The following is a 21,698-nucleotide window of genomic DNA, read 5'->3' as shown; positions in this document are numbered from 1 at the left end:
AAGCCGTTGTTTTAACGTAAAAAATAGCAAAATACGGCAAAAATCCCGTTTTGGCACGATAGCTGCTCTACACTCTTTATCAAACGACATGTATTTTAACTGCTCGTTAACATTTACTCCCCGCTCAGGGACCGGATATACGCCATAAATAGTGAAAAACCGATTTTATGTAACAGATTTGTTTCTAAATCAGCGGTAAGGGACAGCATTTTCTCCGCCGGGAAAGTCGGTTTTGAACAACGGTTTTTTTGCATTGTGGCGGCCTAGCCGGGCTTGAGCGGTCCTTACAGTCAAAATTCAGCCTTTGCTGAGATTATGAGGTCACTATGGAACAGCCAATCGCAGTTACCCGCCAGTCTTTCGATGACTGGATGGTCCCGGTTTATGCCCCTGCCGATTTTATTCTGGTGCGGGGAGAAGGATCGCAGGTGTGGGATCAGCAGGGTAAGTCTTACATCGATTTCGCCGGCGGCATTGCGGTTAACGCGTTGGGGCATGCGCACCCGGCGGTCAAGGCGGCGCTGGTGGAGCAGGCGGGCAAACTGTGGCATCTGGGCAATGGCTATACCAACGAACCGGTGCTGCGCCTGGCCAAAAAGCTGATCGACGCCACCTTCGCCGACAAGGTGTTCTTCTGTAACTCGGGCGCCGAAGCCAACGAAGCGGCGCTGAAACTGGCGCGCAAGCATGCGCACGACCAGCACGGCGCCGGTAAAGATCAGATTGTGGCGTTCAACAACGCGTTCCACGGCCGCACGCTGTTTACGGTGTCCGCCGGTGGCCAGCCAAAATATTCGCAGGACTTTGCACCGCTGCCAGGCGGCATCACCCATACGCCGTATAACGATCTGGCCGTGGCGGCCGAGCTTATCAACGATCGCACCTGTGCGGTGATCGTCGAGCCTATCCAGGGCGAAGGCGGCGTGCTACCGGCGGAAGCCAGTTTCCTGCAGGGGCTGCGTGAACTGTGCGATCGCCATAATGCGCTGCTGATCTTCGACGAAGTGCAGACCGGCGTCGGCCGCACCGGCCACCTGTATGCCTACATGCAGTACGGCGTGGTGCCTGATGTGCTGACCACGGCCAAAGCGCTGGGCGGCGGCTTCCCGATCGGCGCCATGCTGACCACCGATGCGCTGGCGAAAACGCTGGGCGTCGGCACCCACGGCACGACCTACGGCGGCAACCCGCTGGCGACGGCGGTGGCGGGGGCGGTGTTCTCCATCATCAACACCCCGGAAGTGCTGGAAGGCGTCAAACAGCGTCACCAGTGGTTTATCGACGGGCTGAACGACATCAACCGCCAGTATCCGATTTTCGCCGAGATTCGCGGCGGCGGTTTGCTGATCGGCTGCCAATTGACGAAAGACTATGCCGGCAAAGCGAAGCAGATCACCCAGCTGGCCAATGAAGAAGGCGTTATCGCGCTGATCGCCGGCCCGGACGTGGTGCGTTTCACGCCGTCGCTGATCATCCCTGAGCAGGATGTGAAAGAGGGGCTGGCGCGATTCGCGCGCGCCGTGGCGCGCATTTGCAGCTAATCAGCGGGCTGCGCCTTCACCGGCGCAGCCTGATTCAGAAGAGGTTCGCATTATGATGATTATTCGCCCTATAGAGCGTCGCGATCTGGCGGATTTACTGACGCTTGCCGGTAAATCCGGCATCGGTCTCACTTCACTGCCGCAAAATGAAGATACCCTGTCGGCACGCATTGAGCGGGCGTTAAAAACCTGGCAAGGCGAACTTCCGCAAAGTGACCAGTGTTATTTGTTCGTGTTGGAGGACAGCGAGCGCCGGCAGGCGGTGGGTGTCTGTGCGATCGAAGTGGCCGTCGGCCTGGCGGAACCCTGGTACAGCTTCCGCGTCGGCACGCAGGTGCACGCTTCCAAACAGCTGAACGTCTATAAATCGGTGCCGACGCTGTTCCTCAGCAACGACCATACCGGCCATTCGGAGCTGTGCACGCTGTTCCTCGATCCGGATTATCGTCACGGCGAGAACGGCAAGCTGCTGTCGAAGGTGCGTTTCCTGTTTATTGCCGCGTTCCGCGAGCGCTTCTCACGGCGCCTGATCGCCGAGATGCGCGGTTTCTCCGATGAAAACGGCCGTTCGCCGTTCTGGGAGAGCGTCGGCCACCATTTCTTCTCCATCGAGTTTGCCAAGGCGGACTACCTGAGCGGCACCGGGCAGAAGGCGTTTATCGCCGAGCTGATGCCGAAACATCCGCTGTATGTCGATTTCCTGGCCGAAGACGCGCAGAAGGTGATCGGCGAGGTGCACCCGCAAACCCTGCCGGCGCGCCGCTTGCTGGAGGCGGAAGGCCTGAGCTATCAGGGCTACGTCGATATCTTCGACGGTGGCCCGACGCTGGAAGCCGAAATCGACCACATCCGCGCGGTGAAGCAGAGCCGCCTGGTGAAAGTGGTGCTGGATGACACGCCGATGCGCGCCGATGCGCCGGTGCATCTGGTGGCCAACGACAACTATCAGAACTACCGCGCACTGTTGGTCAATGCCGATCTGTATGACGACCGCCTGCATATCAACGCCGCCACCGCCGCGGCGCTGGGCGTCGAGCAGGGCAGCCCGGTGCGGGTGCTCCCCCTTATTGCACAGGAGAAAGCATGATGTCCCATCCAGCACTGTTGATTAACGGCGTCTGGCGGCAGGGCCGCGGCGCCGAGTTCGGCAAAGCCGATCCGGTCGGCAACCAGCCGCTGTGGCGAGCCAACGCCGCCGACGGCGATGACGTTGCCGCCGCCTGCGAAGCCGCGCGTGCCGCGTTCCCGGCCTGGGCACGTACGCCGTTCGAGCAGCGTGAACAGCTGGTAAAACGCTTCGCCGCCTTGCTGGAAGAACACAAGCAGTCGCTGGCGGAAACCATCAGCCGCGAGACCGGCAAACCGCGCTGGGAAACGCTGACCGAAATTCAGGCGATGATCGGCAAGGTGGGCATTTCGCTGCAGGCCTATCAGACGCGCACCGGCTTTAGCCAGACGGCGATGGCCGATGGCGCTTCGGTGCTGCGCCATCGTCCGCACGGCGTGCTGGCGGTGTTCGGGCCTTACAACTTCCCCGGCCATCTGCCGAACGGCCATATCGTGCCGGCGCTGTTGGCCGGTAACTGCGTGGTATTCAAACCGAGCGAGCTGACGCCCCTGACCGCCGAGGAGACCCTCAAGCTGTGGCTGCAGGCCGGTCTACCGGACGGGGTGATCAACCTGGTGCAAGGCGGCCGCGAGACCGGCGAAGCGCTGGCGGCCAGCGCGGATATCGACGGCCTGCTGTTCACCGGCAGCGCCGGCACCGGCTATCACCTGCATCGCCAACTGGCGGGGCAGCCGGAGAAGATCCTGGCGCTGGAGATGGGCGGCAACAACGCGCTGATCGTCGACGGTTTCGACGATCGCGATGCGGCGGTCAACCTGGCTATCCAATCGGCGTTTATCTCCGCCGGCCAACGCTGCACCTGTTCACGCCGTATTCTGGTGAAGCAGGGGGCCGAAGGCGATGCCTTTATCGCGCGTCTGGTCCAGGTGGCGGGCGAACTGCGGGTCGGCCGCTGGGATGCCGAACCGCAGCCGTTCATGGGCGGGGTGGTGTCGGCAGCCGCAGCGGAAAACATGCTGAAAGCGCAGCAGCACTTGCTGGCGCTTGGCGGCAAATCGCTGCTGACCATGCGCCTGCTGGAGCCGGGCAGCTCGCTGCTCAGCCCGGGCATCGTCGATCTGACCGGCGTGGCCGGCGTACCGGACGAAGAGTATTTCGGGCCGTTGACCACCATCGTGCGTTACCGCGATTTCGACGAGGCGCTGCAGCTGGCCAACCGGACGCGCTACGGCCTGTCGGTGGGGCTGGTATCGCCGCAGCGCGAGCTGTTCGAGCGATTGCTGCTGGAAGCGCGCGCCGGCATCGTCAACTGGAACAAGCCGCTGACCGGGGCGTCCAGCGCGGCGCCGTTCGGTGGCGTGGGTGCCTCCGGCAACCATCGCCCAAGCGCCTTCTATGCGGCGGACTATTGCGCCTGGCCGATGGCTTCGCTGGAAAGTGAAAGCCTGTCGCTGCCGGCGACGCTTTCGCCGGGCTTGGCGTTCCGTTAATCGTCTGCGGCGGCGCGCCGGCGTCGCCGCACGCTATCCCCAGGGGATGAACATGTCAGGATATGAAGTCAATTTCGACGGTTTAGTGGGGCCGACGCACCACTATGCCGGGTTGTCGTTCGGCAACGAGGCGTCGACGCAACATCAAAACAGCGTATCGAACCCGAAGCTGGCGGCGAAACAAGGCTTGCTGAAAATGAAGGCGTTGGCCGATCTCGGTTTCCAGCAAGGGGTACTGCCGCCGCAGGAGCGCCCGCATTTGCCGATGCTGCGTCGCCTGGGCTTCAGCGGCAGCGATGAGGCGGTGCTGGCGCAGGCGATGCGTCAGTCACCGCGCCTGCTGTCGGCGCTCAGTTCGGCGTCGTGCATGTGGACCGCCAATGCGGCCACCGTGTCGCCCTCGGCGGACAGCGCCGACGGCAAGGTGCATTTCACCGCTGCCAACCTGAATAACAAATTCCACCGCGCCATCGAAGCGGAAACCACCACCGCCGTATTGCGGGCGATGTTCAGCGACGATCGGCATTTCGCCCACCATGAAGCACTGCCGCAGGTGGCGTTGTTCGGTGACGAAGGGGCGGCCAACCACAACCGTTTGGGCGGCGACTATGCCAAACGCAGCGTGCAGGTGTTCGTCTACGGTCGGCAGGAGTTCGGCGGCGAAACGGCGCCGGCGCGTTATCCGGCGCGCCAGACGCGCGAAGCCGGCGAGGCGATCGCTCGCCTGCACCAGCTGGACGAACAGCATACGGTCTTCGTGCAGCAAAACCCGGCGGTGATCGATCAGGGCGTGTTCCATAACGACGTGATTGCGGTCAGCAACCAGAACGTGCTGTTCCACCACCAGCAGGCGTTTTACCGCCAGCAGCAGGCGCTGGATGAAGTGCGCCGCAAGATGGCGACGCTGGACAGCGAGCTGGTGGCGATCGAAGTGCCGACGGAGCGCGTCTCGGTGGCGGACGCGGTGGCGACCTACCTGTTCAACAGCCAAATTCTTACCAAGCCGAACGGCAAGATGATGATCGTCGTGCCGGAGGAGTCGCGTCAGCACGCCGGCGTGTGGCGTTATCTCAACGACATGGTCGGCAGCGGCGGCCCGATCGAGGAAATTCGCGTGTTCGACCTGCGTGAAAGCATGCGCAACGGCGGCGGCCCGGCCTGCCTGCGGCTGCGGGTAGCGCTTAACGAGCAGGAGCTGCGGGCGGTTAACCCGCGCGTGATGATGAACGAGCGGCTGTTCGCGACGCTGAACGAATGGGTCGACCGCCATTATCGCGATCGCCTGACGCAGGATGATCTGGCCGATCCGCTGCTGCTGCGCGAAGGGCGCGAGGCGCTGGATTCGCTGACGTCGATCCTCGGTCTCGGCTCCATCTATCCATTCCAACGCTAAGGGAGGCGGCATGATCGATCTACTGCCCCTGACGCTGGAAGGGAACGAACCCGTCGAATGGCAAGGTGAAACCCCGCAGCTGCGCTGGCGCTGGCAGGGGGAAGGGGTGCTGGAGCTCACGCCGCGGCAACCCTACCGCCAGGCGATGGTGATGTCGGCGGGGGTGCACGGCAACGAAACTGCGCCGATCGAACTGCTCAATCAGCTGGTCGGCGACCTGCTGGCCGGCCGGTTGCCGCTGAGGGTGCGGCTGTTGGTGGTGTTGGGTAACCCGGCGGCGATGCGGGCCGGCAAGCGTTATCTGCACAGCGATATGAACCGCATGTTCGGCGGCCGCTACCGCAACTTCGCCGCCAGCGGCGAAACCGTGCGTGCGCAGCAGCTGGAGCGTGCGCTCGCCGCCTTTTTCGATGGGGAACAGGCGGCGCGTTTCCATTACGATTTGCACACCGCCATCCGTGAATCGCGTTTGCCGCGCTTTGGCATTCTGCCTTTCCAGAAACGCCCGTACAGCGAGCCGATGTTGAAGCTGCTGGATGCGGCCGATCTGGATGCGCTGGTGGTACACAGCGCGCCGGGCGGCACGTTTAGCCATTATTCCAGCGAACATCTCAATGCGGCGAGCTGTACGCTCGAGTTGGGCAAGGCGCGGCCGTTCGGCAGCAACGATCTGCAGCAGTTCGCCGCCATCGATCTCGCTCTGCGGGCGGCGGTCAGTGAAGGGCCCCTGCCGGTGCGTGCGGCCGATGAGATTCGGGTTTTCCGCGTGATGCACTCGTTGATCAAGCACAGCGAAGATTTCAAGCTGCACCTGGGCGATGACACGGCCAACTTCACCGAACTGAAACCGGGCATGTTGCTGTGCGAGCAGCCGCAGGAGGACTATCGCGTGGGCCAGGAGGGCGCGTGGATACTGTTCCCTAACCCCAATGTGGCGTTGGGCCTGCGCGCCGGTATGTTGTTGAACGAAGTGCCCCGCTCTACGCTGTATTGATTTATCCACGGCGGCGCCGTCAGCGCGCCGCCGTTATTCCCTTGATTATTTTATTCTGCTATTTCCCGCTATTTTAATTGGCGTAAGGCGAATTTTATTCGTTCCGAAGAGATTCCCTTATGTGAATGAATAAAAGGCGGTGTCAGATGATTAGCTGAAAGTCTTAATTGCCTGGTGAATTTGTTAAGATAAAAATGTGAAATAAGTAACGTTTTTAATAACCATGCTAATTTTGTTGTTACTTTGGGATCGTGCAGAAAGCACACAAAACGAAACCAAAATGCACTACATTGGTGCATTGCACCATTTTGGTTATAACTTATGTGATAAAATATTCTTATATTCAATGAGTTGTGCAATTCCTTTGTTGTAATATTTGGTTACAAATAAACATGCTTTCTCCTCGTTGTTTCATGAACTTTTTGATTTTAAGTTTTGATTCATGATGCTAATGTCACATCACCCCCGCATTAGGGGAGCTCATAAAATACCAAAAGATAAAATCACAGCCCAAAATATAAATTGGGCGTGACGGGCAGGGTTCTAATTATAATATCTAGGAAAATAAATGATGAAACGCAGTGTATTAGCCTTAGCTGTCGCCCTCGGGGCGGTCACCTCCTTCGCCAACGCGGCTGAAATCTATAATAAGGATGGCAATAAACTCGACCTGTACGGCCGCGTTGCTGCCAAACACGTTTTCAGTAAAGACAAGGGTGAAGACGGCGACAAAACTTACGTTCGTCTGGGCTTTAAAGGCGAAACCCAAATCAACGATCAGTTGACCGGTTACGGCCAGTGGGAATATCAGGTTGCTTCCAACCACGACGAAGCGCAGGGCACCACCGGCACCAAAACGCGTCTGGGCTTCGCCGGCCTGAAGTTCGCCAACTATGGCTCGTTCGACTACGGCCGTAACTACGGCGTGGTGTACGATGCCGAAGCCTACACCGACATGCTGCCGGAATTCGGCGGCGACTCCTACAGCTACACCGACAACTACATGACCGCGCGCTCCAACGGCCTGGCAACCTACCGCAACCGTGACTTCTTCGGTTTGGTGGAAGGCCTGAACCTGGCGTTGCAGTACCAGGGTAAAAACGACGGTGACGGCCGCAGCGTCAGCAAGCAAAACGGCGACGGCTACGGCATGTCTCTGGACTATCAGGACATCGGCGGCAGCGGCATCGGCGTAGCGGCGGCGTTCTCCGACTCCAACCGCACCAGCGCTCAGAAAGCGCTGCAGTACGGTAAAGGCGACAAGGCCACCGCCTGGACCACCGCGGTCAAATACGACGCCAACCAGGTGTACCTGGCGGCCATGTATGCCGATACGCGCAACATGACGCCGATCAGCGGCAACGGCGTTTCAGGCTTCGCCAATAAAACGCAAAACTTCGAAGTTGTGGCTCAGTACCAGTTCGAAAACGGCCTGCGTCCGTCCGTGGCCTACGTACAGTCCAAAGGCAAGGACATTGAAGGGATTGGCGATGTCGATCTGGTGAAATACGTGGAAGTGGGCGCGACTTACTACTTCAACAAAAACATGTACACCTACGTCGACTACAAGATCAACCAGTTGAACGACGACAACAAACTGAAGCTGAGCACCGACGACATTGTTGCTGTCAACCTGACCTACCGCTTCTAAGTTTCCATCATTACCTTCATCCTGTGTCGGGATCGGTAATCAGGCAGGGCGCAAGCCCTGCCTTAGCTTGATGACAAAGGAGGAAAAAGCGTGGTTTTTCCTCCTTTGTGGTTATCAGCCGAAAATCAATGAATTGATTTTCCTTATTTTAAAATGTGGTCTTCGGTAAACCTGCCAATGTCATCAGGTTTGTCATTAACCTCAGGCAGGGCGCAAGCCCTGCCTTCGTTTTTTCAGGTGCTCAGCCTTTTGGCGCCAATCCCACCAGTTCGATGGCAGAACGCAGCGCGGCGAAACGTTGCTGATCCTGCTCGCGTTCTATCTCCGTGACCAACTGTGAAAGAATATTGCTGCCGGAGACCTTTTTATGGTTTTTGATTAACTGCAACACCGCATCGCCCAACGCCAGGCTGACGTTGCGCAGCAGAATTTCATAATGCTCGTTGGAATGAGCTGATGCTGACATGACCTTTCTCTGTCTCTCTTCTTCGGGAGCCGCAATTTAGCAAAACAGCGGCCTAAAGCCTCGGAGGCAGACGAAGTTTCCGATGAAATCAGAAATTCCTCAGCACCGGACGGGGAAGGCGTTAAAAATCCGAATATTCGCTGGCCGGTAACCAAAAGCCGTCGATAAACTCTTCCATGGGATAACAACCGGCGTGGCGCAGGTTCTGTTCCTTCATCGCGATCAGGCATTGCGGTTCGTCGCGCAATATATCGACCACCATTTCACTGCAGCCGCCATCCAGATAACAGACAAACATCACCAATGCGTACATCGTTGCATGCCTCCTTCGTCGAACCGCCCTGTAGGCAACAGTGTAGGTAAAAAAGCGCGATTTTTCAGCATCATTGCGTGATAAATCGCCATCGAGACGCCGCTGACGGCACTTTCGGAATTCTCTAACCATTTCTGACGCCGGGAGCGGATGGCATATCCTTTTGACGATGCTAAGCTTAACAAGCCTTACTTCAATGCATCAGTGCAACCATCAAAAGGAGTGAATATGGGCTTGTTTAACTTCGTCAAAGAAGCGGGCGAAAAACTGTGGGATACAGTCACCGGCAATGCCTCCGCCGAAGATCAAAGCGCCAAACTCAAGGAGCATCTCGATAAGAGCGGCCTGCCAGGCACCGACAAAGTCGATGTGCAGGTGGTCGATGGTAAAGCCGTAGTGACCGGCGATGCCGTCAGCCAGGAGCTGAAAGAGAAGATCCTGGTGGCGATCGGCAACGTGGCCGGCATCAGCGGCGTGGAAGACAAGGTGGCGGTGGCGCAATCCGACGCCGAGAGCCGTTTCTACACCGTGAAGAAGGGCGATACGCTGAGCGCGATCTCCAAAGAGATGTACGGCAACGCCAATCTGTACAACAAGATTTTCGAAGCCAACAAGCCGATGCTGTCGAGCCCGGACAAGATCTATCCGGGGCAGGTATTGCGTATCCCGCAATAATCTGTCGCTCTGCCAGAGCCCGGTTGCGTACCGGGCTTTTTTTTGTCCTCTGTAATCGCCGTCTCTTATTCCCTTGCTATATCAATGTCGGTTACATCTACCCTGTGTACCCGCTCGCTCGCCGGCAGGTGCGGTGTTGACCCTGATGGGGAAAGTTGATAGCGTCATGCCCCGGTTGAGGCCGGAACGCCCAAGGCGGCAACGTTAACGCCTTATACTGAGGGGCCTTTTGCCCCGCCAAACAGCAATGCAGCAGTTGAACGAGTGAAAACCGATTTAGTGAAACAACAGCGTAACGCCTCAACGGATAAAAACTATCGAGAAACCTTGGGTGATGCGCAATTTGCTATCGTCGTGTTGGCGGTGGCGTCCTGCTCACTGATTATCTTTACGCTGGCGGTCACGCTGTGGGTGACCTGACGCGATTAACTAGGGGAGATAAAATGGAGCCTAATCTCCATGATGAAACCAAACTGCTGGCGATTATCGGCCTGTTGGTTTCCGTGCTGCTGGTGGTATCAATTCTCTTTGGCGTGACCTATTTCTCCGATCTCAGGCACGCGCACGACGATGTTGACATCAAAAGCTGCTATATCAAAGCGTCCTAATCCGCGCGAATGCGCCTGAGCGCCGCCGATCTGTGAGGTGAGCTGTCCTGTGTTAAGCTGGGACGGTTATCCCTTGGCGAATCGGCGCCATTCAGGAGGTCTTTGCGATGAGTCAGTCCCGTCCTACGCTCTCTTCACCCTCACGCGAGTGCCCCGTCGTTGACGGCGTGCGCCAGATCCAGCGTATTGCCGTGCGTAACGCCGAAGTGGGGGGCATTCCGATCAACCGCGCGCTGCCAACCCGGGAAAGGCGCACCGTCGGTGCCTGGTGCTTTCTCGATCACGCCGGGCCGACGGTATTCAACGGTACCTCGCCCGGCATGGATGTGGGGCCACATCCGCACATCGGTCTGCAAACGTTCACCTGGATGATCGAAGGCGAAGTGCTGCACCGCGACAGCCTCGGCAGCGAGCAGGTGATCCGTCCGGGCCAGGTCAATCTGATGACCGCTGGGCACGGGATCGCACATACTGAACAGTCGGTGGGCGAACCGAGGCGATTGCATGCTGCACAATTATGGATAGCGTTGCCGGCCGAACATGCCGACATGGCACCGCGTTTCGATCATTATCCTGACTTGCCGCAGTGGCAGAATAACGGCGTGAATCACCGTTTGCTGGTCGGCGAATTTGACGCTTATCGTTCGCCGGTATTTACCCTTTCGCCATTAATCGCCATAGATATGGAATGGCAGGAAGCGGCGACGGTGCAATTGCCGCTGCGCGATGACTATGAAATCGGCTTCTTGCCGCTGATGGGAGAATTCGAACTTAATGGTGAAACCTTTTCACCTGACGAGTTTGCCTATTTGGGCATGAAGAATAACTCTATCGAGTTAAATGCACGGAAAGGCAGCCGGGGATTATTAATTGGTGGCGCGCCGTTAAACGAAGAGATTCTTATCTGGTGGAATTTCGTTGGTCATACCAAGGCTGAAATTACTCGGGCCCAGCATGATTGGGAACAAGGGGCGCCGCGTTTTCCGCCGGTGAGCGGTTATTCCGGCGAGCGGATGACCGCGCCGCGCCTGCCCTGGGGCGATGTTTGATAGCGTTAGGATATAATCGCCGCGATTATTCGGCTTATTTCGCTCTAATAAGGCGAAATTACTGTGATCGCGGCTCCAGCTTTACCACAGAATAAGGTTTATCGGCAGAACAGTGATCTGGCGCATATAATGACAATGAGAAGAAGTTTAGGATAATCCTCAGGAAGTCAGGTTGTCTCCCGTTAGTCAGATGTCAGTGAGGTCATTATGAGCCAGGTACTCTATCGTGCAAGACTGTCCCATGTCGTGATTGCCACGGCGCTGTTTTGGGTCTCTGTCGCGGCATTGTTGGTCGCCGTATTAAACTAACCTCAAAAAATGACTCCTGCATAAACCCGCTTCGGCGGGTTTTTTTATCGCCGTTGTCTGGCGATAGAGGCTACGCGATTATACTTAATGACATCTTCAATAAGCGATAGGGACACTCATGAAGCTGTTTGCCGATATTTTGCTGTTGCTCATCGCGGTGCTCCATCTTTATATCCTGGTGCTGGAAATGTTCCTGTGGCGTGCGTCGCTCGGCAGACGCGCCTTCGGTACAACGGCGGAGTTTGCCGCGGCCACGCGGGTATTGGCCGCCAATCAGGGGCTGTACAACGGTTTTCTGGCGCTGGGGCTGGCATGGGGCTACTGGCGTGAGGACATGGCGCTGCAGCTGTTCTTTCTCGGGTGCGTGTTGGCGGCCGGGGTGTTCGGCGGGCTGACCGCCAGCCGCAAGATCCTGTGGGTGCAGGCGCTGCCGGCCTTGATCGCGATGCTGGCGGTATGGGGGGCGCGTTAACCCGCCGGTTTACGGCGGGCGTCAGGCGGATTTTTGGTGAATGACGTGCAACGGCGGGTCGATGTGCAGATCGACGCTCAAATCCTGACGGAAATCATAAGGCGTGATATTAAAACGCTTTCTGAACATGTAGGTGAAGTGGGACTGTGAGCCGAAGCCAAAGTCCAGGGCGATATCGAAGATCGACGCTTCACTGCTGCGCAGTTGGTAAACCGCGCCGGCCAGACGGCGTTCGCGAATGTATTTGCCCAGCGAAATCCCTGTCGCTTCTTTGAACAGCTTCTGCATGTGCCACAGCGAGTAGCCGGAGTACTCGGCCAGCTCTTCGAGATGGATCACTCGTCCAAGGTGAGTTTCGACCCATTTGCTGAGGGCGCAGACCAATGAGAGATGGTGTTCTTGTATCATCAGTGCGTCAGTGTGAGATCTACATAGCGGTGAAGTATACACAACTTGCCGCCGCGGACAAAAACGCCGCCGGTGACGGGGGGCAATTATTCGGAAAAACCGTTCAACCACAGCTTGTCAGTAGAAAGGAAAAACGGCTAATCTGAGACTGTCGCCGCCGCGGTGGGTGACGCGGAAAAGGCCACAGCAAGTAACCGCCAAAACAGAGTCAGCCGTAACAACTCAACGTTGATGGGGTGATCGCATGTTAATGACAGTGATTATTACTCTGGTTGTAATCGTGGGCGTCGGCGCTTTTATGGCGATGCCGGTGATGAGCATGAAAAATGCGGAAGGTGTGGGAGGTGAAGAACCGTGAGAGCAAGAGACATTGCACGCCGCTGAGCGGGGCGATCGCGAATCGGGAAAGCCTGGGTCAGAAACCCGGGCTTTTTGTTGCGTAGCCGCTCAAACGTTTTTCCGCTCGACGGTTTCCTCTCCCCAATAAAGCTGATCGGCGGTGGTTTTGGCAAAGGCCTTCTCCAACGCTTCGTCGCTGCCTTCTTCCCAGATCTTCTGTGCCAACACTTCGTCGTTCCCTGCCAGTTCAAAAATAGCTTCGGCGATTTCCACCGAAGTTTCACGCACTGTCGCCCAGGATTTCACATTGTGATTCGCCATAACTTTCTCCTGTTGGTTGTGGCTTACGGGTGGTTTTTGCCACCGTCATGCTGCAAGTATAGGCTAATCCGCCGCGGGCTTTTGCCCGGCGGTGCGCAGAAGGGGGAAAAAGGCGGGGAGAGCGGGCAATGGTGCAGGCGGCGTGCTATTCTGTGCGGCGTTTGAATCAAGAGGAAAATTATTATGTCTGACATGCTGAGCAACGAGCAGGAACTGGCTTCCGATCTGGTCGCTTGCCAACTGGTCATCAAACAGATTCTGGACGTTATCGACGTGATTGCGCCTACCGAAGTGCGTGACAAGATGGCGGGTCAGCTTAAAAGCATCGATTTCTCCACGCATCCTGCAGGCGCCGATCCGGTGACTCGCCGCGCGATTGACAAGGCGATTGCGCTGATCGAGATGAAGTTCACCCGCAGCTGAGGCGGGGCCGCCGCAGGGCGGCGGCGTCGGGCGGTGGCGGTTAATCCACCACCGTTTCGATTTTCTTGAACAGCGGGCAGTCGGCTACGCCGATGAAACCGTTGTCGCCATTGACGTACTGGGCGATCGCCACGTTGCGCGCCGTCAGGTATTTGCACTGCAATCCCAACCCGCCAACGTTCTTGTTGCTGCCTATCAGCACGCCGTAACCCGAGATCAAAAAGCCGCCGTAAATGACCGCCAACACCAGTACCCACTTAATCAATCTGCTCATTGTGCTTCCTCATTGTCCCTGAGGGCCCATCTAGCCACGACAACGGCATGACGGCAAGGGTAACAGTCTGAAAACCGGGCGATAGCCAGAAATCTAAACGACAAGTTAAACTTCGTTTAACTTCGCTGTGATAACATGCGCGATAGATTACCCAGATAACAATGAGGCTGCTAAATTTGTTGCGAAAAAAAATCCTCGTGATAATGACGGCCGTCGCTGCCTGCCTGTTTTTCTACCTGTTGGCGCTGGACAGTTATTGCGACGACGGCGGAAACTTTGCGCTGGGCATCTGCTCGGTAACGCGCTTCGTGCCCTGGTAAGCAATTTTTGGCAGGGATGTTCGCACGGCCGCCGCGAGTGTTAAGATGGCGGCCTGAATGTCGCAGTAGATAGGGTTGTCCATGTACGATTTAGGTTTTGGCCAGAACGGCCTGTTGTCGCTGGCCCTCGCCGCCGTGGCGTTGCTGGTTGGGCTGTGGGTTTGGTTTCTGGTGAACCGCGCCAGCGTGCGCGCCAACGAGCAGATTCGTCTGCTGCAGGAGATTGCCGAGCAACAACGCCAACAAACGGCGCTGTTGAAACGCTTGGCGCACCGTGCACGCGCTGATGGCGGCGATGCTGCTGACGACGACGATCTCAGCCCCGCGCTGGATTTCAAAGGTTTTATCCCCGAACGTTAAGCATGATGCTCCGGCCGGCGGCAGCGCCGCCGGGGCGCCTCAGTAAAACACCATGCCCTGATACGGTTTTTCCCGGCATGCCGCCAGGCGGCTGGCCAGATCGCCGGCATGGATCTCCAACTGGTGCCCGTCAGGATCGAGAAAATAGAGCGATTCGCCTTCGCTGCGATTGCTCTTCCACTCTTTGACGCCGTTCTGGCGCAGCCGCTCGCTGACCTGCTCAATGTGTTCCGGCGCTACGCTGAAGGCGTAATGGGTGTAATCGCGCGCGCTTTGTTGCGCCCGGGCCTCATCCCGCGACAGACACAGCCACAACGCCCCCAACGAGAGATAAGCGCCGCCCTGCCAGCGGGCGTGCGGGGTAAACCCCAACAGATGGCGATAAAATTCGAAGCTGCGATCGAGATCGCTGACGGCGAGCGTCAGGTGATTGAGGCCGGTCAACATGCATGCATTTCCTGGGCGCTGAACAGAGGGAAAAGTGTACGCAGGCGCTAAGGAAAGATAAAGGGGGCAAAGCATTAGTAGAGATAATGTGAAAACCGGCGGCGCTGTCATAAAACTGTCGTACAGACATCGTAATGTAGCGCGAACCTTACGAAAGATGGATAAAGCCGATGATTAAATGGTACGAAGAAAGCGATGCCGAAGTGAACCGCAGCATCGCGCTGCTGACCGGGGAGAACCCGGACAAGTGGTATCCCTACGGTGGTGTGAAAGGTAAAGATTACTGCAAGAATCCCTCCGATGCCTGGCCGATCATTTGCGCCAACAAAATCAGTCTGAACCCCGATAACCAAAGCGACAGCCCGCAATGGCAGGCGCGCATGAGCACCCAGGGCGGTGAATGGCAGGCGGACAGCGTCAGCCCGCTGCGCGCGGCGATGATCTGCTTCCTGATGAGCCGGCAGGCTAACTGATTCGAACAATACCGGTGATTGGTAAGAGTTTCTCCTTTTTCTAATAACAGAGCTGTCGTTGGCGGAGGCTGTTTATGAAGCGCATTATCAAAGGTGATAAAAACTTGTCTCATCTGGTGATTGCCCATGCGGCGATCGATCGTCATGCCGAAAGCTTCGGCCAGCGCCGTCAGGGCTGGCCCTCGACCTACCTGATAAAATATCAAAACGATCGCGTGGCGGTGGAAGTGGTCACGCGTAGCCAATCTTATGTCGCCACGCTGATGATCGGCGCGCGCAACCTGACCAAACTGTGCGGAATGCCCGGCTAAACGCCGCTCTTATCCGCTTTCTCACGGTAAAAAAATCGCGCTCCGGCCCGCCGTCTCGGGGCGCTTCTCCTTGATGCTCACGGGGTTAAGTGTTAAAAAGCCGCCCGCAGATACATTTATTGATTGGTGAAATCTTGGCCGATAACGGCAAGGGTGTACGCCATATGAGGATAAGATGGGCGGTCAGCATCAGGACACTCCGCTAAAACGCGGTTTAAAAAACAGACACATACAGCTTATTGCCCTCGGGGGCGCCATCGGTACCGGTTTATTTCTCGGCATTGCGCAAACCATTAAAATGGCCGGCCCCGCCGTGCTGTTGGGCTACGCCATCGGCGGTTTTATCGCGTTTTTAATCATGCGCCAGCTGGGCGAAATGGTGGTGGAGGAGCCGGTCGCCGGATCTTTCAGCCACTTTGCCTATAAATATTGGGGCGACTTCGCCGGCTTCCTTTCCGGCTGGAACTACTGGGCAATGTTCATTCTGGTCGGCATGGCGGAATTGACCGCCGTCGGCATCTACATTCAGTACTGGTGGCCGGAAATCCCCACCTGGGCCTCCGCCGCGCTGTTTTTCGTGCTGATCAACCTGATTAATCTGGTGAACGTGCGTCTGTACGGCGAAACCGAGTTCTGGTTCGCCATCATCAAAGTGGTGGCGATTGTCGGCATGATCGTGTTCGGCGCCTGGCTGTTGGTCAGTGGCAACGGCGGGCCACAGGCCAGCATCACCAACCTGTGGCAGCAGGGCGGCTTTATGCCGCATGGCTTCTCCGGGCTGGTGATGGCGATGGCGGTCATCATGTTCTCGTTCGGCGGGCTGGAAATGGTCGGCATCACCGCAGCGGAAGCCGCCGATCCGCGCCGCAGCATTCCCAAAGCCACCAATCAGGTGGTGTACCGCATTCTGATCTTCTATATCGGCTCGCTGACCGTGCTGCTGTCGCTCTATCCGTGGGGGCAAGTGGTGGAGGGCGGTAGCCCGTTCGTACTGATCTTCCATGCGCTGAACAGCAATCTGGTGGCGACCGTGCTCAACGTGGTGGTGTTGACCGCCGCGCTGTCGGTCTACAACAGCGGCGTTTACGCCAACAGCCGCATGCTGTTCGGGCTGGCCAGCCAGGGCAATGCGCCGCAGGCGCTGACGCGCGTGAATAAACGCGGCGTGCCGGTATTGTCCATCGCGCTGTCGGCGTTGATTACCTCGATTGGCGTGCTGATCAACTACCTGATGCCCGGCAAGGCGTTTGAGCTGCTGATGGCGCTGGTGGTGTCAACGTTGGTGATAAACTGGGTGATGATTTGCCTGGCGCACCTGAAATTCCGCGCCGCCAAGAATCGCCAGGGCGTCATCCCCAGCTTTAAGGCGCTGTGGTATCCGTTCGGCAACTACCTGTGCCTGGCGTTCCTCGGCCTGATTCTGGTGATTATGTATTTCAGCGAAGGGATCCGCATTTCGGTGTTGCTGATGCCGGTGTGGATTGCGGTGCTGTGGTGCGGGTTTATGCTGACGCGCCGTAAAGGCGCCAAGCGCTAATCGGTATGCGGCGGAGGCGTAGTCTGCGCCTCCGCTTCTTTTCTACGTCAGCCGCGCGGCATAAAGGCGCGCCCCTCACCGTGACCCCGCCCCAGCAGTTTCCGGCACAGCAGCAGCAGGGTGCTGATCACGTCGATGGCGACCACGCTGAGCATCAGCAGGGTCAGCATGAAAAACCCGAGCAGCGAACCGCCCAGCAGAACCAGTGGCGCCGGTACGCGCAGACGGCGCAGCTTCATGGCGAAATACATTTTCCAGTATTGCTTCTGCGCCAGCAGCGCGCTGCGAATACGGCGCCCCAGGCCGATGCCTGATTTGCGGGATGTAGAACGACTCATAACTTCTCCTTTTCTGTATGCCCTACAAGTCAATCACAAAGATCTTAAGAGAGTCTTAACGGGCTCTTGGCGGCCCTGGCTGTCTCACCGGAGTGAGACAACAGCATACGGCAAAAGGTCCCGCAATGCAGCGCACGGCTGACGAAGTGCGAGTCTCGTCGGGTTTGTTACACTGAAAGTCACGCCCATGCAGGGGGCGCAGCGGTCAGGAGAAGGGGCTGGATGAAGAGAATCAATCGTTACTACGATGCGGCCAAGGCGCATCACACGCCGGAGGGATTTCGCAACCCGGAACCCTCTCAGCGCCAAGAGGGCGACCTGCAGCGTTGGCAGGATGAGCGCAAGCGGCAGGGGCTGCCCAGGCCGCCGCAGCAGGGCTACGCGCAATTTACCGAACGCTGGTGGCAACCCGCCGATCTCAGCGGCAGCGATGACAGCATCTGGTGGCTGGGGCATGCATCCATGCTATTGCGGCTGGGTGGCCGCTATATCCTGATCGACCCGGTGTTGTCCGAACGCGCCTCGCCGCTGAGCTTCTTCGGGCCGAAGCGCAGAACGCCGGCGCCGCTGATGGTGGAGCAATTGCCGGCGGTGGATGCGGTGCTGATCTCCCATAATCATTATGACCATCTCGACAGGCGCACGGTGCGGCAGCTGGCGCGGCGCTTCCCACAGGCCGAGTTTATCGTGCCGCTCGGCTTGAAGCGTTGGTTCCGCCGTTATCGGCTGAAGGTGCATGAGCTGGACTGGTGGCAGAGCCTGTCGTTAGGTGGGCTGACGGTCTATGCCACGCCGGCGCGGCACTGGAGCATGCGCACGTTGTGGGATCGCAATCGCTCGCTGTGGTGCGGTTGGGTAATCCATCATCCGGCGCTGCGGTTCTATTTTTCCGGCGACAGCGGCTATTCGGCGCGGTTGGCGGAAATCGGTCAACGGTTGGGCCCGTTCGACGTGGCGGCACTGCCCATTGGCGCCTATGCGCCGCGCTGGTTCATGCAGGAGCAACATATGGATCCGCAGCAGTCGGTGGCGCTGTATCGCGAGCTGAATCAGCCGCGAGCCATTCCCATCCATTGGGGGGTATTCGAACTGGCGGATGAATCGCTGGACGAACCGCCGCAGCAACTGAACCTGGCGCTGAGCGAGGCGGGGCTGGAACAGCATCAATTCCATCCGCTGAAGATTGGCGAGCGCATCGCGTTGCAGGACTCGCAGCAGGCGTTGTCTATCCGCCCGGTGGTAGAGAGGAAAGAATAAGATCAACGGTTTGAAAGCGTGGCAGTAATTAGCAAAATTGATAAGTGCGGGGTGGGATTCAAATAACCACCCGATTTTCCGGATTTAATTCAATGCCGCACTTTCGCTATTCATAAGGTTATTCCGGTTATTCAGATTTAGGGTTTTCGGATTATTTAGGATGAAGCCACCGGCCAGCGGGGGAGGCGTCAGGACGTTGCATGCTTATGCAGCCGTTGGTCGGCGTGTCAGCGCGGTTGCCGGCTCTCGTCACGCTCTGGCGCATGCCGTGCGGTGACAGGGCTGAAGGCCGATGGTGAATGCGCTTTCCGACGGTAAAGGGGCGGAGGAGCATTGAATAAATTGGCCCCCGTTCATCGATATTCAAATGTTGCATATGACATTCCATAAAGATTCAAATTTTTTAACGCTATAAGCGACGAAAAAGCGAAAACGTCGAGAAGGAGATGCGTCAAAACGATGAAAGTTTTGTTAAAACGCTATCAGAATGCGGGGTCTGGCGCAGCCAGTTTGGCAAGCAGAAAATAGCCGATGCTTCAACATCTTTTGGCCTATTTAAGCAAATGTGGCTCTCGACCGTTTCAAATATGTGCGACATGTCGTTCAGTGATTAAAAATGGCTTGCCATCGCATACAGAGTATGTGATAACGCATCTGGGTAAAACGAGGTACAGTTCTGTATATGTGTGGCATTTTCAGTAAAGAAGTTCTGAGTAAAGACGTTAGCGTTGAATACCGCTTCTCTGCCGATCCTTATCTTAGTGCCTCAAGCAGTAACGACTCTAGTTTGTCTATGTAACGCCCTCGGGCGGTTTAAACAATCCAAAGGAAATACTCAAGATGGCAAAGATCAAAGGTCAAGTTAAGTGGTTCAACGAGTCTAAAGGTTTCGGTTTCATCACCCCGGCTGACGGCAGCAAAGACGTGTTCGTACACTTCTCTGCAATCCAGGGTAACGGCTTCAAAACCCTGGCTGAAGGCCAGAACGTTGAGTTCGAAATCCAAGATGGCCAGAAAGGCCCATCTGCAGTAAACGTTACTGCTATCTAATCAGCGTCAGCTGTACAAAAAGCCCGCCTTCGAGCGGGCTTTTTCGTTTCCGTCATCCGGCGGCGATGATGATGCCGGCGTACTGGTTGCGGCCTTTGATCCCCGGATGCGTCGGATCCTGCGCGCGCCGGTGGCTGTTGCGGCGATAGCTGGTGTATTTGAAGCGCTGTGGCCGCTGTGGGTCGACGTCCGGCGTGCAGATGGTGCAGCTGCCTGCGCGGTCAACGGCGGCGAAGCCGAGCGCCGCCAGCTTGTATTCGGCAATCGCGGCCAAATCCAGATGCCGGTAATGTGGGCTGATCAGCGTGGCGGGCAGCGGCAGGCGCTGTTTAAAATTTTCCACCAGCGCTTCATCGACTTCGTAGCAGCACGGGCCGGCGGCAGGGCCGATAGAGGCCACCCAATCGGCGGTGTCGCCGTCCTGGCGAATGCGCGCTGCCATCTGTTCCAGAATGCCGTCCAGTAAACCGCGCCAGCCGGCATGAGCCGCGGCGATGGCGCCCCCGTCGCGGCGGCTGAACAGCACCGGCAGACAGTCCGCCGTCAGTACGCTGAGCAGAATGCCGCGCTGGCGGGTATAGAAACCATCGGCCTCGCCGCACGCCTGCGCCGGTTGCAGCACGTCGACGATACGGGTGCCGTGCACCTGCTTCTTTTCCGGTAGCGTGGCGCTGTAGGGCAGCAGATGCCCGGGCAGCAGCGCGAGTTTGCTGCCGAAGCCGTGCTGAATGTGGGGCACCGCATCGAGCAGCGCGGAACGATCGCTCATAAGTTATTTTCACCTGCGTGAGAAAACAGACTCTCAGTGTAGCCAGCTTTTTCCCCGCTTGACCAGGCGTTGTTGGCGGCGAAAGCGAGCGGGGATGCGCCTTGCATCGAGCCGACGCCTTCTTTAGACTAGCCGCGCCCTGTCTTTCTGGAAGCCCATTCATGTCTTATCAATGCCCTCTGTGTCATCAACCGCTGCATTTTTCATCGCAACACTGGCGTTGCGACGGCAATCATCAGTTCGATCAAGCCAAAGAAGGCTACGTCAATCTGCTGCCGGTGCAGCACAAACGATCGAAGCAGCCGGGAGACAGCGCGGAAATGATGCAGGCACGGCGCGCGTTTCTCGACGGCGGTTATTATCAACCGCTGCAGCAGCAGGTGGCCGAGTGGCTGGATTTGGCGCTGGCGGCCGATGCAGGCGCGTTGTTGGACATAGGCTGTGGGGAAGGGTATTACACCGCCGCCGTGGCCGCACGGCTGGCGCAGGCGCGCAATATGGCGGTCTATGGGCTGGACGTCGCCAAGGTAGCGATCCGCTACGCCGCCAAACGTTATCCTGCGGTCTCGTTCTGCGTCGCCTCCAGCCACCGTCTGCCGTTCGCTGACGCGGCGCTGGATGCGGTCTTGCGCATTTATGCGCCTTGCAAGGCAGAGGAGCTGGCGCGGGTGGTGAAGCCGGGTGGCGTGGTGGTGACGGTTTCGCCGGGCCCGCGTCATCTGTACCAGCTGAAAGAGCAGGTCTACCAGCAGGTGCAGCTGCATGCCGAGCAGGACGAACAGTTCGACGGTTTCGAGTGCGAGCGTAAAGAGGCGTTGGCCTATACGATGACCCTGCCGGGTGCTCAGGCCGCCAACCTGCTGCAGATGACACCGTTCGCCTGGCGTGCTACGCCGGAGGTGCAGCAGCGACTGGCGCATGGCGGCGAGTTCGTGTGCGAAACGGATTTCGCGTTGGCGCTGTACCGACGCCGCGCTTAACAGGCGCACCGAGCCCAGAAACAAAAAAACCTGCCGCGGCAGGTTTTTTTGCAGAGTGAGC

The 21,698-nt window shown here is 57.7% G+C and carries 30 protein-coding genes; 22 read left to right on the top strand and 8 right to left on the bottom strand.

Features of this window, described 5'->3' with window-relative positions:
* The first annotated feature begins 326 nt into the window (after positions 1 to 326).
* From QOL81_RS03015 to ompC, 6 genes are all read left to right on the top strand, one after another.
* Entirely contained in the window at positions 327 to 1,541 is a 1,215-nt protein-coding gene (locus QOL81_RS03015) for an aspartate aminotransferase family protein (RefSeq protein WP_060424005.1), read from the top strand.
* 52 nt (positions 1,542 to 1,593) lie between these two features.
* Complete coding sequence (gene astA, locus QOL81_RS03010) at positions 1,594 to 2,628, top strand: arginine N-succinyltransferase (protein ID WP_038877029.1); 1,035 nt, start codon at positions 1,594 to 1,596, stop codon at positions 2,626 to 2,628.
* Positions 2,628 to 4,100 (top strand): succinylglutamate-semialdehyde dehydrogenase, encoded by a 1,473-nt coding sequence (gene astD / locus QOL81_RS03005; RefSeq protein WP_283439742.1) that lies wholly within the window; start codon positions 2,628 to 2,630, stop codon positions 4,098 to 4,100. Before astA ends, astD begins: the two co-directional genes overlap by 1 nt.
* Positions 4,101 to 4,152: 52 nt before the next feature.
* Positions 4,153 to 5,493 (top strand): N-succinylarginine dihydrolase, encoded by a 1,341-nt coding sequence (gene astB, locus QOL81_RS03000; protein WP_070914722.1) that lies wholly within the window; start codon positions 4,153 to 4,155, stop codon positions 5,491 to 5,493.
* Between the two features lie 10 nt (positions 5,494 to 5,503).
* On the top strand, positions 5,504 to 6,487 hold the full coding sequence (astE, locus tag QOL81_RS02995; protein ID WP_060424002.1) for a succinylglutamate desuccinylase: 984 nt from the start codon (positions 5,504 to 5,506) through the stop codon (positions 6,485 to 6,487).
* 568 nt (positions 6,488 to 7,055) lie between these two features.
* On the top strand, positions 7,056 to 8,138 hold the full coding sequence (ompC, locus tag QOL81_RS02990) for a porin OmpC (protein ID WP_084827681.1): 1,083 nt from the start codon (positions 7,056 to 7,058) through the stop codon (positions 8,136 to 8,138).
* A gap of 241 nt (positions 8,139 to 8,379) precedes the next feature.
* Here the strand turns inward: ompC and QOL81_RS02985 are convergent, their stop codons facing one another.
* Together QOL81_RS02985 and QOL81_RS02980 are read right to left on the bottom strand one after the other, a co-directional pair.
* The gene (locus QOL81_RS02985; RefSeq protein ID WP_060423997.1) at positions 8,380 to 8,604 is read right to left on the bottom strand and encodes a biofilm development regulator YmgB/AriR family protein; all 225 of its coding nucleotides are present in this window, start codon (positions 8,602 to 8,604) and stop codon (positions 8,380 to 8,382) included.
* A gap of 121 nt (positions 8,605 to 8,725) precedes the next feature.
* Positions 8,726 to 8,917: a YdfD/YebW family protein gene (locus tag QOL81_RS02980; protein ID WP_038877040.1), complete on the bottom strand. Its 192-nt coding sequence runs from the start codon at positions 8,915 to 8,917 to the stop codon at positions 8,726 to 8,728.
* Positions 8,918 to 9,145: 228 nt separating this feature from the next.
* Here QOL81_RS02980 and lysM point away from each other — a divergent pair, with 228 nt between their 5' ends.
* The 5 genes from lysM to QOL81_RS02955 all read left to right on the top strand — a co-directional run bounded on the left by lysM (position 9,146) and on the right by QOL81_RS02955 (position 12,030).
* Positions 9,146 to 9,592: a peptidoglycan-binding protein LysM gene (gene lysM, locus QOL81_RS02975; RefSeq protein ID WP_016927389.1), complete on the top strand. Its 447-nt coding sequence runs from the start codon at positions 9,146 to 9,148 to the stop codon at positions 9,590 to 9,592.
* Between the two features lie 264 nt (positions 9,593 to 9,856).
* Positions 9,857 to 10,012, top strand: a complete 156-nt coding sequence (locus tag QOL81_RS02970; protein WP_016927390.1) for a hypothetical protein — start codon at positions 9,857 to 9,859, stop codon at positions 10,010 to 10,012.
* Between the two features lie 23 nt (positions 10,013 to 10,035).
* Positions 10,036 to 10,200, top strand: coding sequence for a hypothetical protein (locus QOL81_RS02965; protein ID WP_164491940.1), 165 nt, complete (start codon positions 10,036 to 10,038; stop codon positions 10,198 to 10,200).
* 107 nt (positions 10,201 to 10,307) lie between these two features.
* On the top strand, positions 10,308 to 11,249 hold the full coding sequence (locus QOL81_RS02960) for a pirin family protein (protein WP_060423995.1): 942 nt from the start codon (positions 10,308 to 10,310) through the stop codon (positions 11,247 to 11,249).
* Between the two features lie 433 nt (positions 11,250 to 11,682).
* On the top strand, positions 11,683 to 12,030 hold the full coding sequence (locus tag QOL81_RS02955) for a DUF1304 domain-containing protein (RefSeq protein WP_283439741.1): 348 nt from the start codon (positions 11,683 to 11,685) through the stop codon (positions 12,028 to 12,030).
* A gap of 21 nt (positions 12,031 to 12,051) precedes the next feature.
* Here the strand turns inward: QOL81_RS02955 and QOL81_RS02950 are convergent, their stop codons facing one another.
* Positions 12,052 to 12,438 carry a helix-turn-helix domain-containing protein gene (locus QOL81_RS02950; RefSeq protein ID WP_004927697.1) on the bottom strand — a complete coding sequence of 129 codons (387 nt, stop codon included), beginning with the start codon at positions 12,436 to 12,438 and terminating at the stop codon, positions 12,052 to 12,054.
* 447 nt (positions 12,439 to 12,885) lie between these two features.
* Positions 12,886 to 13,098: a YccJ family protein gene (locus QOL81_RS02945; protein WP_004927694.1), complete on the bottom strand. Its 213-nt coding sequence runs from the start codon at positions 13,096 to 13,098 to the stop codon at positions 12,886 to 12,888.
* 183 nt (positions 13,099 to 13,281) lie between these two features.
* Between QOL81_RS02945 and QOL81_RS02940 the strand changes: the two genes are divergently transcribed.
* A complete protein-coding gene (locus tag QOL81_RS02940) occupies positions 13,282 to 13,521 on the top strand; it encodes a DUF2766 family protein (RefSeq protein WP_025303170.1) in 240 nt (79 codons plus the stop codon).
* A 40-nt stretch (positions 13,522 to 13,561) separates the two neighbouring features.
* On the opposite strand, the gene QOL81_RS02935 is transcribed toward QOL81_RS02940, so the two are convergent.
* On the bottom strand, positions 13,562 to 13,795 hold the full coding sequence (locus QOL81_RS02935) for a YobH family protein (protein WP_038877047.1): 234 nt from the start codon (positions 13,793 to 13,795) through the stop codon (positions 13,562 to 13,564).
* Positions 13,796 to 13,971: 176 nt separating this feature from the next.
* Here QOL81_RS02935 and mgrB point away from each other — a divergent pair, with 176 nt between their 5' ends.
* Both mgrB and QOL81_RS02925 read left to right on the top strand, forming a co-directional pair.
* Positions 13,972 to 14,115, top strand: a complete 144-nt coding sequence (mgrB, locus tag QOL81_RS02930) for a PhoP/PhoQ regulatory lipoprotein MgrB (RefSeq protein WP_016927395.1) — start codon at positions 13,972 to 13,974, stop codon at positions 14,113 to 14,115.
* Between the two features lie 81 nt (positions 14,116 to 14,196).
* On the top strand, positions 14,197 to 14,475 hold the full coding sequence (locus tag QOL81_RS02925; protein WP_060423990.1) for a YebO family protein: 279 nt from the start codon (positions 14,197 to 14,199) through the stop codon (positions 14,473 to 14,475).
* 39 nt (positions 14,476 to 14,514) lie between these two features.
* Here QOL81_RS02925 and fos read toward each other — a convergent pair whose 3' ends face one another.
* On the bottom strand, positions 14,515 to 14,922 hold the full coding sequence (fos, locus tag QOL81_RS02920; protein WP_038877053.1) for a fosfomycin resistance glutathione transferase: 408 nt from the start codon (positions 14,920 to 14,922) through the stop codon (positions 14,515 to 14,517).
* Between the two features lie 170 nt (positions 14,923 to 15,092).
* Between fos and QOL81_RS02915 the strand changes: the two genes are divergently transcribed.
* From QOL81_RS02915 to QOL81_RS02905, 3 genes are all read left to right on the top strand, one after another.
* Positions 15,093 to 15,395, top strand: a complete 303-nt coding sequence (locus QOL81_RS02915; RefSeq protein WP_038877055.1) for a phage protein NinX family protein — start codon at positions 15,093 to 15,095, stop codon at positions 15,393 to 15,395.
* A 74-nt stretch (positions 15,396 to 15,469) separates the two neighbouring features.
* Entirely contained in the window at positions 15,470 to 15,706 is a 237-nt protein-coding gene (locus QOL81_RS02910; protein WP_004927680.1) for a DUF4060 family protein, read from the top strand.
* Positions 15,707 to 15,881: 175 nt separating this feature from the next.
* Entirely contained in the window at positions 15,882 to 17,243 is a 1,362-nt protein-coding gene (locus QOL81_RS02905) for an amino acid permease (RefSeq protein ID WP_038877059.1), read from the top strand.
* 47 nt (positions 17,244 to 17,290) lie between these two features.
* Here QOL81_RS02905 and QOL81_RS02900 read toward each other — a convergent pair whose 3' ends face one another.
* Entirely contained in the window at positions 17,291 to 17,581 is a 291-nt protein-coding gene (locus tag QOL81_RS02900; RefSeq protein ID WP_044031054.1) for a hypothetical protein, read from the bottom strand.
* 222 nt (positions 17,582 to 17,803) lie between these two features.
* On the opposite strand from QOL81_RS02900, the gene QOL81_RS02895 reads away from it, so the two are divergent.
* The 4 genes from QOL81_RS02895 (at position 17,804) to cspE (ending at position 19,888) form a co-directional block, all read left to right on the top strand.
* Entirely contained in the window at positions 17,804 to 18,838 is a 1,035-nt protein-coding gene (locus QOL81_RS02895; RefSeq protein WP_283439648.1) for an MBL fold metallo-hydrolase, read from the top strand.
* 446 nt (positions 18,839 to 19,284) lie between these two features.
* Positions 19,285 to 19,452 carry a hypothetical protein gene (locus QOL81_RS02890; protein ID WP_154618193.1) on the top strand — a complete coding sequence of 56 codons (168 nt, stop codon included), beginning with the start codon at positions 19,285 to 19,287 and terminating at the stop codon, positions 19,450 to 19,452.
* A gap of 68 nt (positions 19,453 to 19,520) precedes the next feature.
* Entirely contained in the window at positions 19,521 to 19,637 is a 117-nt protein-coding gene (locus tag QOL81_RS02885) for a DUF2627 domain-containing protein (protein WP_002211058.1), read from the top strand.
* 41 nt (positions 19,638 to 19,678) lie between these two features.
* A complete protein-coding gene (cspE, locus tag QOL81_RS02880) occupies positions 19,679 to 19,888 on the top strand; it encodes a transcription antiterminator/RNA stability regulator CspE (RefSeq protein WP_002221949.1) in 210 nt (69 codons plus the stop codon).
* Between the two features lie 52 nt (positions 19,889 to 19,940).
* Here cspE and QOL81_RS02875 read toward each other — a convergent pair whose 3' ends face one another.
* A complete protein-coding gene (locus tag QOL81_RS02875) occupies positions 19,941 to 20,657 on the bottom strand; it encodes a purine nucleoside phosphorylase YfiH/LACC1 family protein (RefSeq protein WP_283439647.1) in 717 nt (238 codons plus the stop codon).
* Positions 20,658 to 20,818: 161 nt separating this feature from the next.
* Here QOL81_RS02875 and rlmA point away from each other — a divergent pair, with 161 nt between their 5' ends.
* Entirely contained in the window at positions 20,819 to 21,637 is an 819-nt protein-coding gene (gene rlmA, locus QOL81_RS02870) for a 23S rRNA (guanine(745)-N(1))-methyltransferase (protein ID WP_084827685.1), read from the top strand.
* The last annotated feature ends 61 nt before the right edge of the window (positions 21,638 to 21,698 follow it).

Origin of the sequence: Serratia sp. CC22-02, from assembly GCF_900182895.1 — a bacterium.
GTDB classification, from domain to species: Bacteria; Pseudomonadota; Gammaproteobacteria; order Enterobacterales; family Enterobacteriaceae; genus Serratia; species Serratia nevei.
This window is presented reverse-complemented; position numbering and strand designations above follow the sequence as displayed.

What these genes read in the sequence shown, in the direction of transcription:
- QOL81_RS03015 (WP_060424005.1), top strand. Translation starts at nt 327, where the DNA reads ATGGAACAGCCAATCGCAGTTACCCGCCAGTCTTTCGATGACTGGATG.
- astA (WP_038877029.1), top strand. Translation starts at nt 1,594, where the DNA reads ATGATGATTATTCGCCCTATAGAGCGTCGCGATCTGGCGGATTTACTG.
- astD (WP_283439742.1), top strand. Translation starts at nt 2,628, where the DNA reads ATGTCCCATCCAGCACTGTTGATTAACGGCGTCTGGCGGCAGGGCCGC.
- astB (WP_070914722.1), top strand. Translation starts at nt 4,153, where the DNA reads ATGTCAGGATATGAAGTCAATTTCGACGGTTTAGTGGGGCCGACGCAC.
- astE (WP_060424002.1), top strand. Translation starts at nt 5,504, where the DNA reads ATGATCGATCTACTGCCCCTGACGCTGGAAGGGAACGAACCCGTCGAA.
- ompC (WP_084827681.1), top strand. Translation starts at nt 7,056, where the DNA reads ATGATGAAACGCAGTGTATTAGCCTTAGCTGTCGCCCTCGGGGCGGTC.
- QOL81_RS02985 (WP_060423997.1), bottom strand. Translation starts at nt 8,604, where the DNA reads ATGTCAGCATCAGCTCATTCCAACGAGCATTATGAAATTCTGCTGCGC.
- QOL81_RS02980 (WP_038877040.1), bottom strand. Translation starts at nt 8,917, where the DNA reads ATGTACGCATTGGTGATGTTTGTCTGTTATCTGGATGGCGGCTGCAGT.
- lysM (WP_016927389.1), top strand. Translation starts at nt 9,146, where the DNA reads ATGGGCTTGTTTAACTTCGTCAAAGAAGCGGGCGAAAAACTGTGGGAT.
- QOL81_RS02965 (WP_164491940.1), top strand. Translation starts at nt 10,036, where the DNA reads ATGGAGCCTAATCTCCATGATGAAACCAAACTGCTGGCGATTATCGGC.
- QOL81_RS02960 (WP_060423995.1), top strand. Translation starts at nt 10,308, where the DNA reads ATGAGTCAGTCCCGTCCTACGCTCTCTTCACCCTCACGCGAGTGCCCC.
- QOL81_RS02950 (WP_004927697.1), bottom strand. Translation starts at nt 12,438, where the DNA reads ATGATACAAGAACACCATCTCTCATTGGTCTGCGCCCTCAGCAAATGG.
- QOL81_RS02945 (WP_004927694.1), bottom strand. Translation starts at nt 13,098, where the DNA reads ATGGCGAATCACAATGTGAAATCCTGGGCGACAGTGCGTGAAACTTCG.
- QOL81_RS02940 (WP_025303170.1), top strand. Translation starts at nt 13,282, where the DNA reads ATGTCTGACATGCTGAGCAACGAGCAGGAACTGGCTTCCGATCTGGTC.
- QOL81_RS02935 (WP_038877047.1), bottom strand. Translation starts at nt 13,795, where the DNA reads ATGAGCAGATTGATTAAGTGGGTACTGGTGTTGGCGGTCATTTACGGC.
- QOL81_RS02925 (WP_060423990.1), top strand. Translation starts at nt 14,197, where the DNA reads ATGTACGATTTAGGTTTTGGCCAGAACGGCCTGTTGTCGCTGGCCCTC.
- fos (WP_038877053.1), bottom strand. Translation starts at nt 14,922, where the DNA reads ATGTTGACCGGCCTCAATCACCTGACGCTCGCCGTCAGCGATCTCGAT.
- QOL81_RS02915 (WP_038877055.1), top strand. Translation starts at nt 15,093, where the DNA reads ATGATTAAATGGTACGAAGAAAGCGATGCCGAAGTGAACCGCAGCATC.
- QOL81_RS02910 (WP_004927680.1), top strand. Translation starts at nt 15,470, where the DNA reads ATGAAGCGCATTATCAAAGGTGATAAAAACTTGTCTCATCTGGTGATT.
- QOL81_RS02905 (WP_038877059.1), top strand. Translation starts at nt 15,882, where the DNA reads ATGGGCGGTCAGCATCAGGACACTCCGCTAAAACGCGGTTTAAAAAAC.
- QOL81_RS02900 (WP_044031054.1), bottom strand. Translation starts at nt 17,581, where the DNA reads ATGAGTCGTTCTACATCCCGCAAATCAGGCATCGGCCTGGGGCGCCGT.
- QOL81_RS02895 (WP_283439648.1), top strand. Translation starts at nt 17,804, where the DNA reads ATGAAGAGAATCAATCGTTACTACGATGCGGCCAAGGCGCATCACACG.
- QOL81_RS02890 (WP_154618193.1), top strand. Translation starts at nt 19,285, where the DNA reads ATGCGTCAAAACGATGAAAGTTTTGTTAAAACGCTATCAGAATGCGGG.
- QOL81_RS02885 (WP_002211058.1), top strand. Translation starts at nt 19,521, where the DNA reads ATGTGTGGCATTTTCAGTAAAGAAGTTCTGAGTAAAGACGTTAGCGTT.
- cspE (WP_002221949.1), top strand. Translation starts at nt 19,679, where the DNA reads ATGGCAAAGATCAAAGGTCAAGTTAAGTGGTTCAACGAGTCTAAAGGT.
- QOL81_RS02875 (WP_283439647.1), bottom strand. Translation starts at nt 20,657, where the DNA reads ATGAGCGATCGTTCCGCGCTGCTCGATGCGGTGCCCCACATTCAGCAC.
- rlmA (WP_084827685.1), top strand. Translation starts at nt 20,819, where the DNA reads ATGTCTTATCAATGCCCTCTGTGTCATCAACCGCTGCATTTTTCATCG.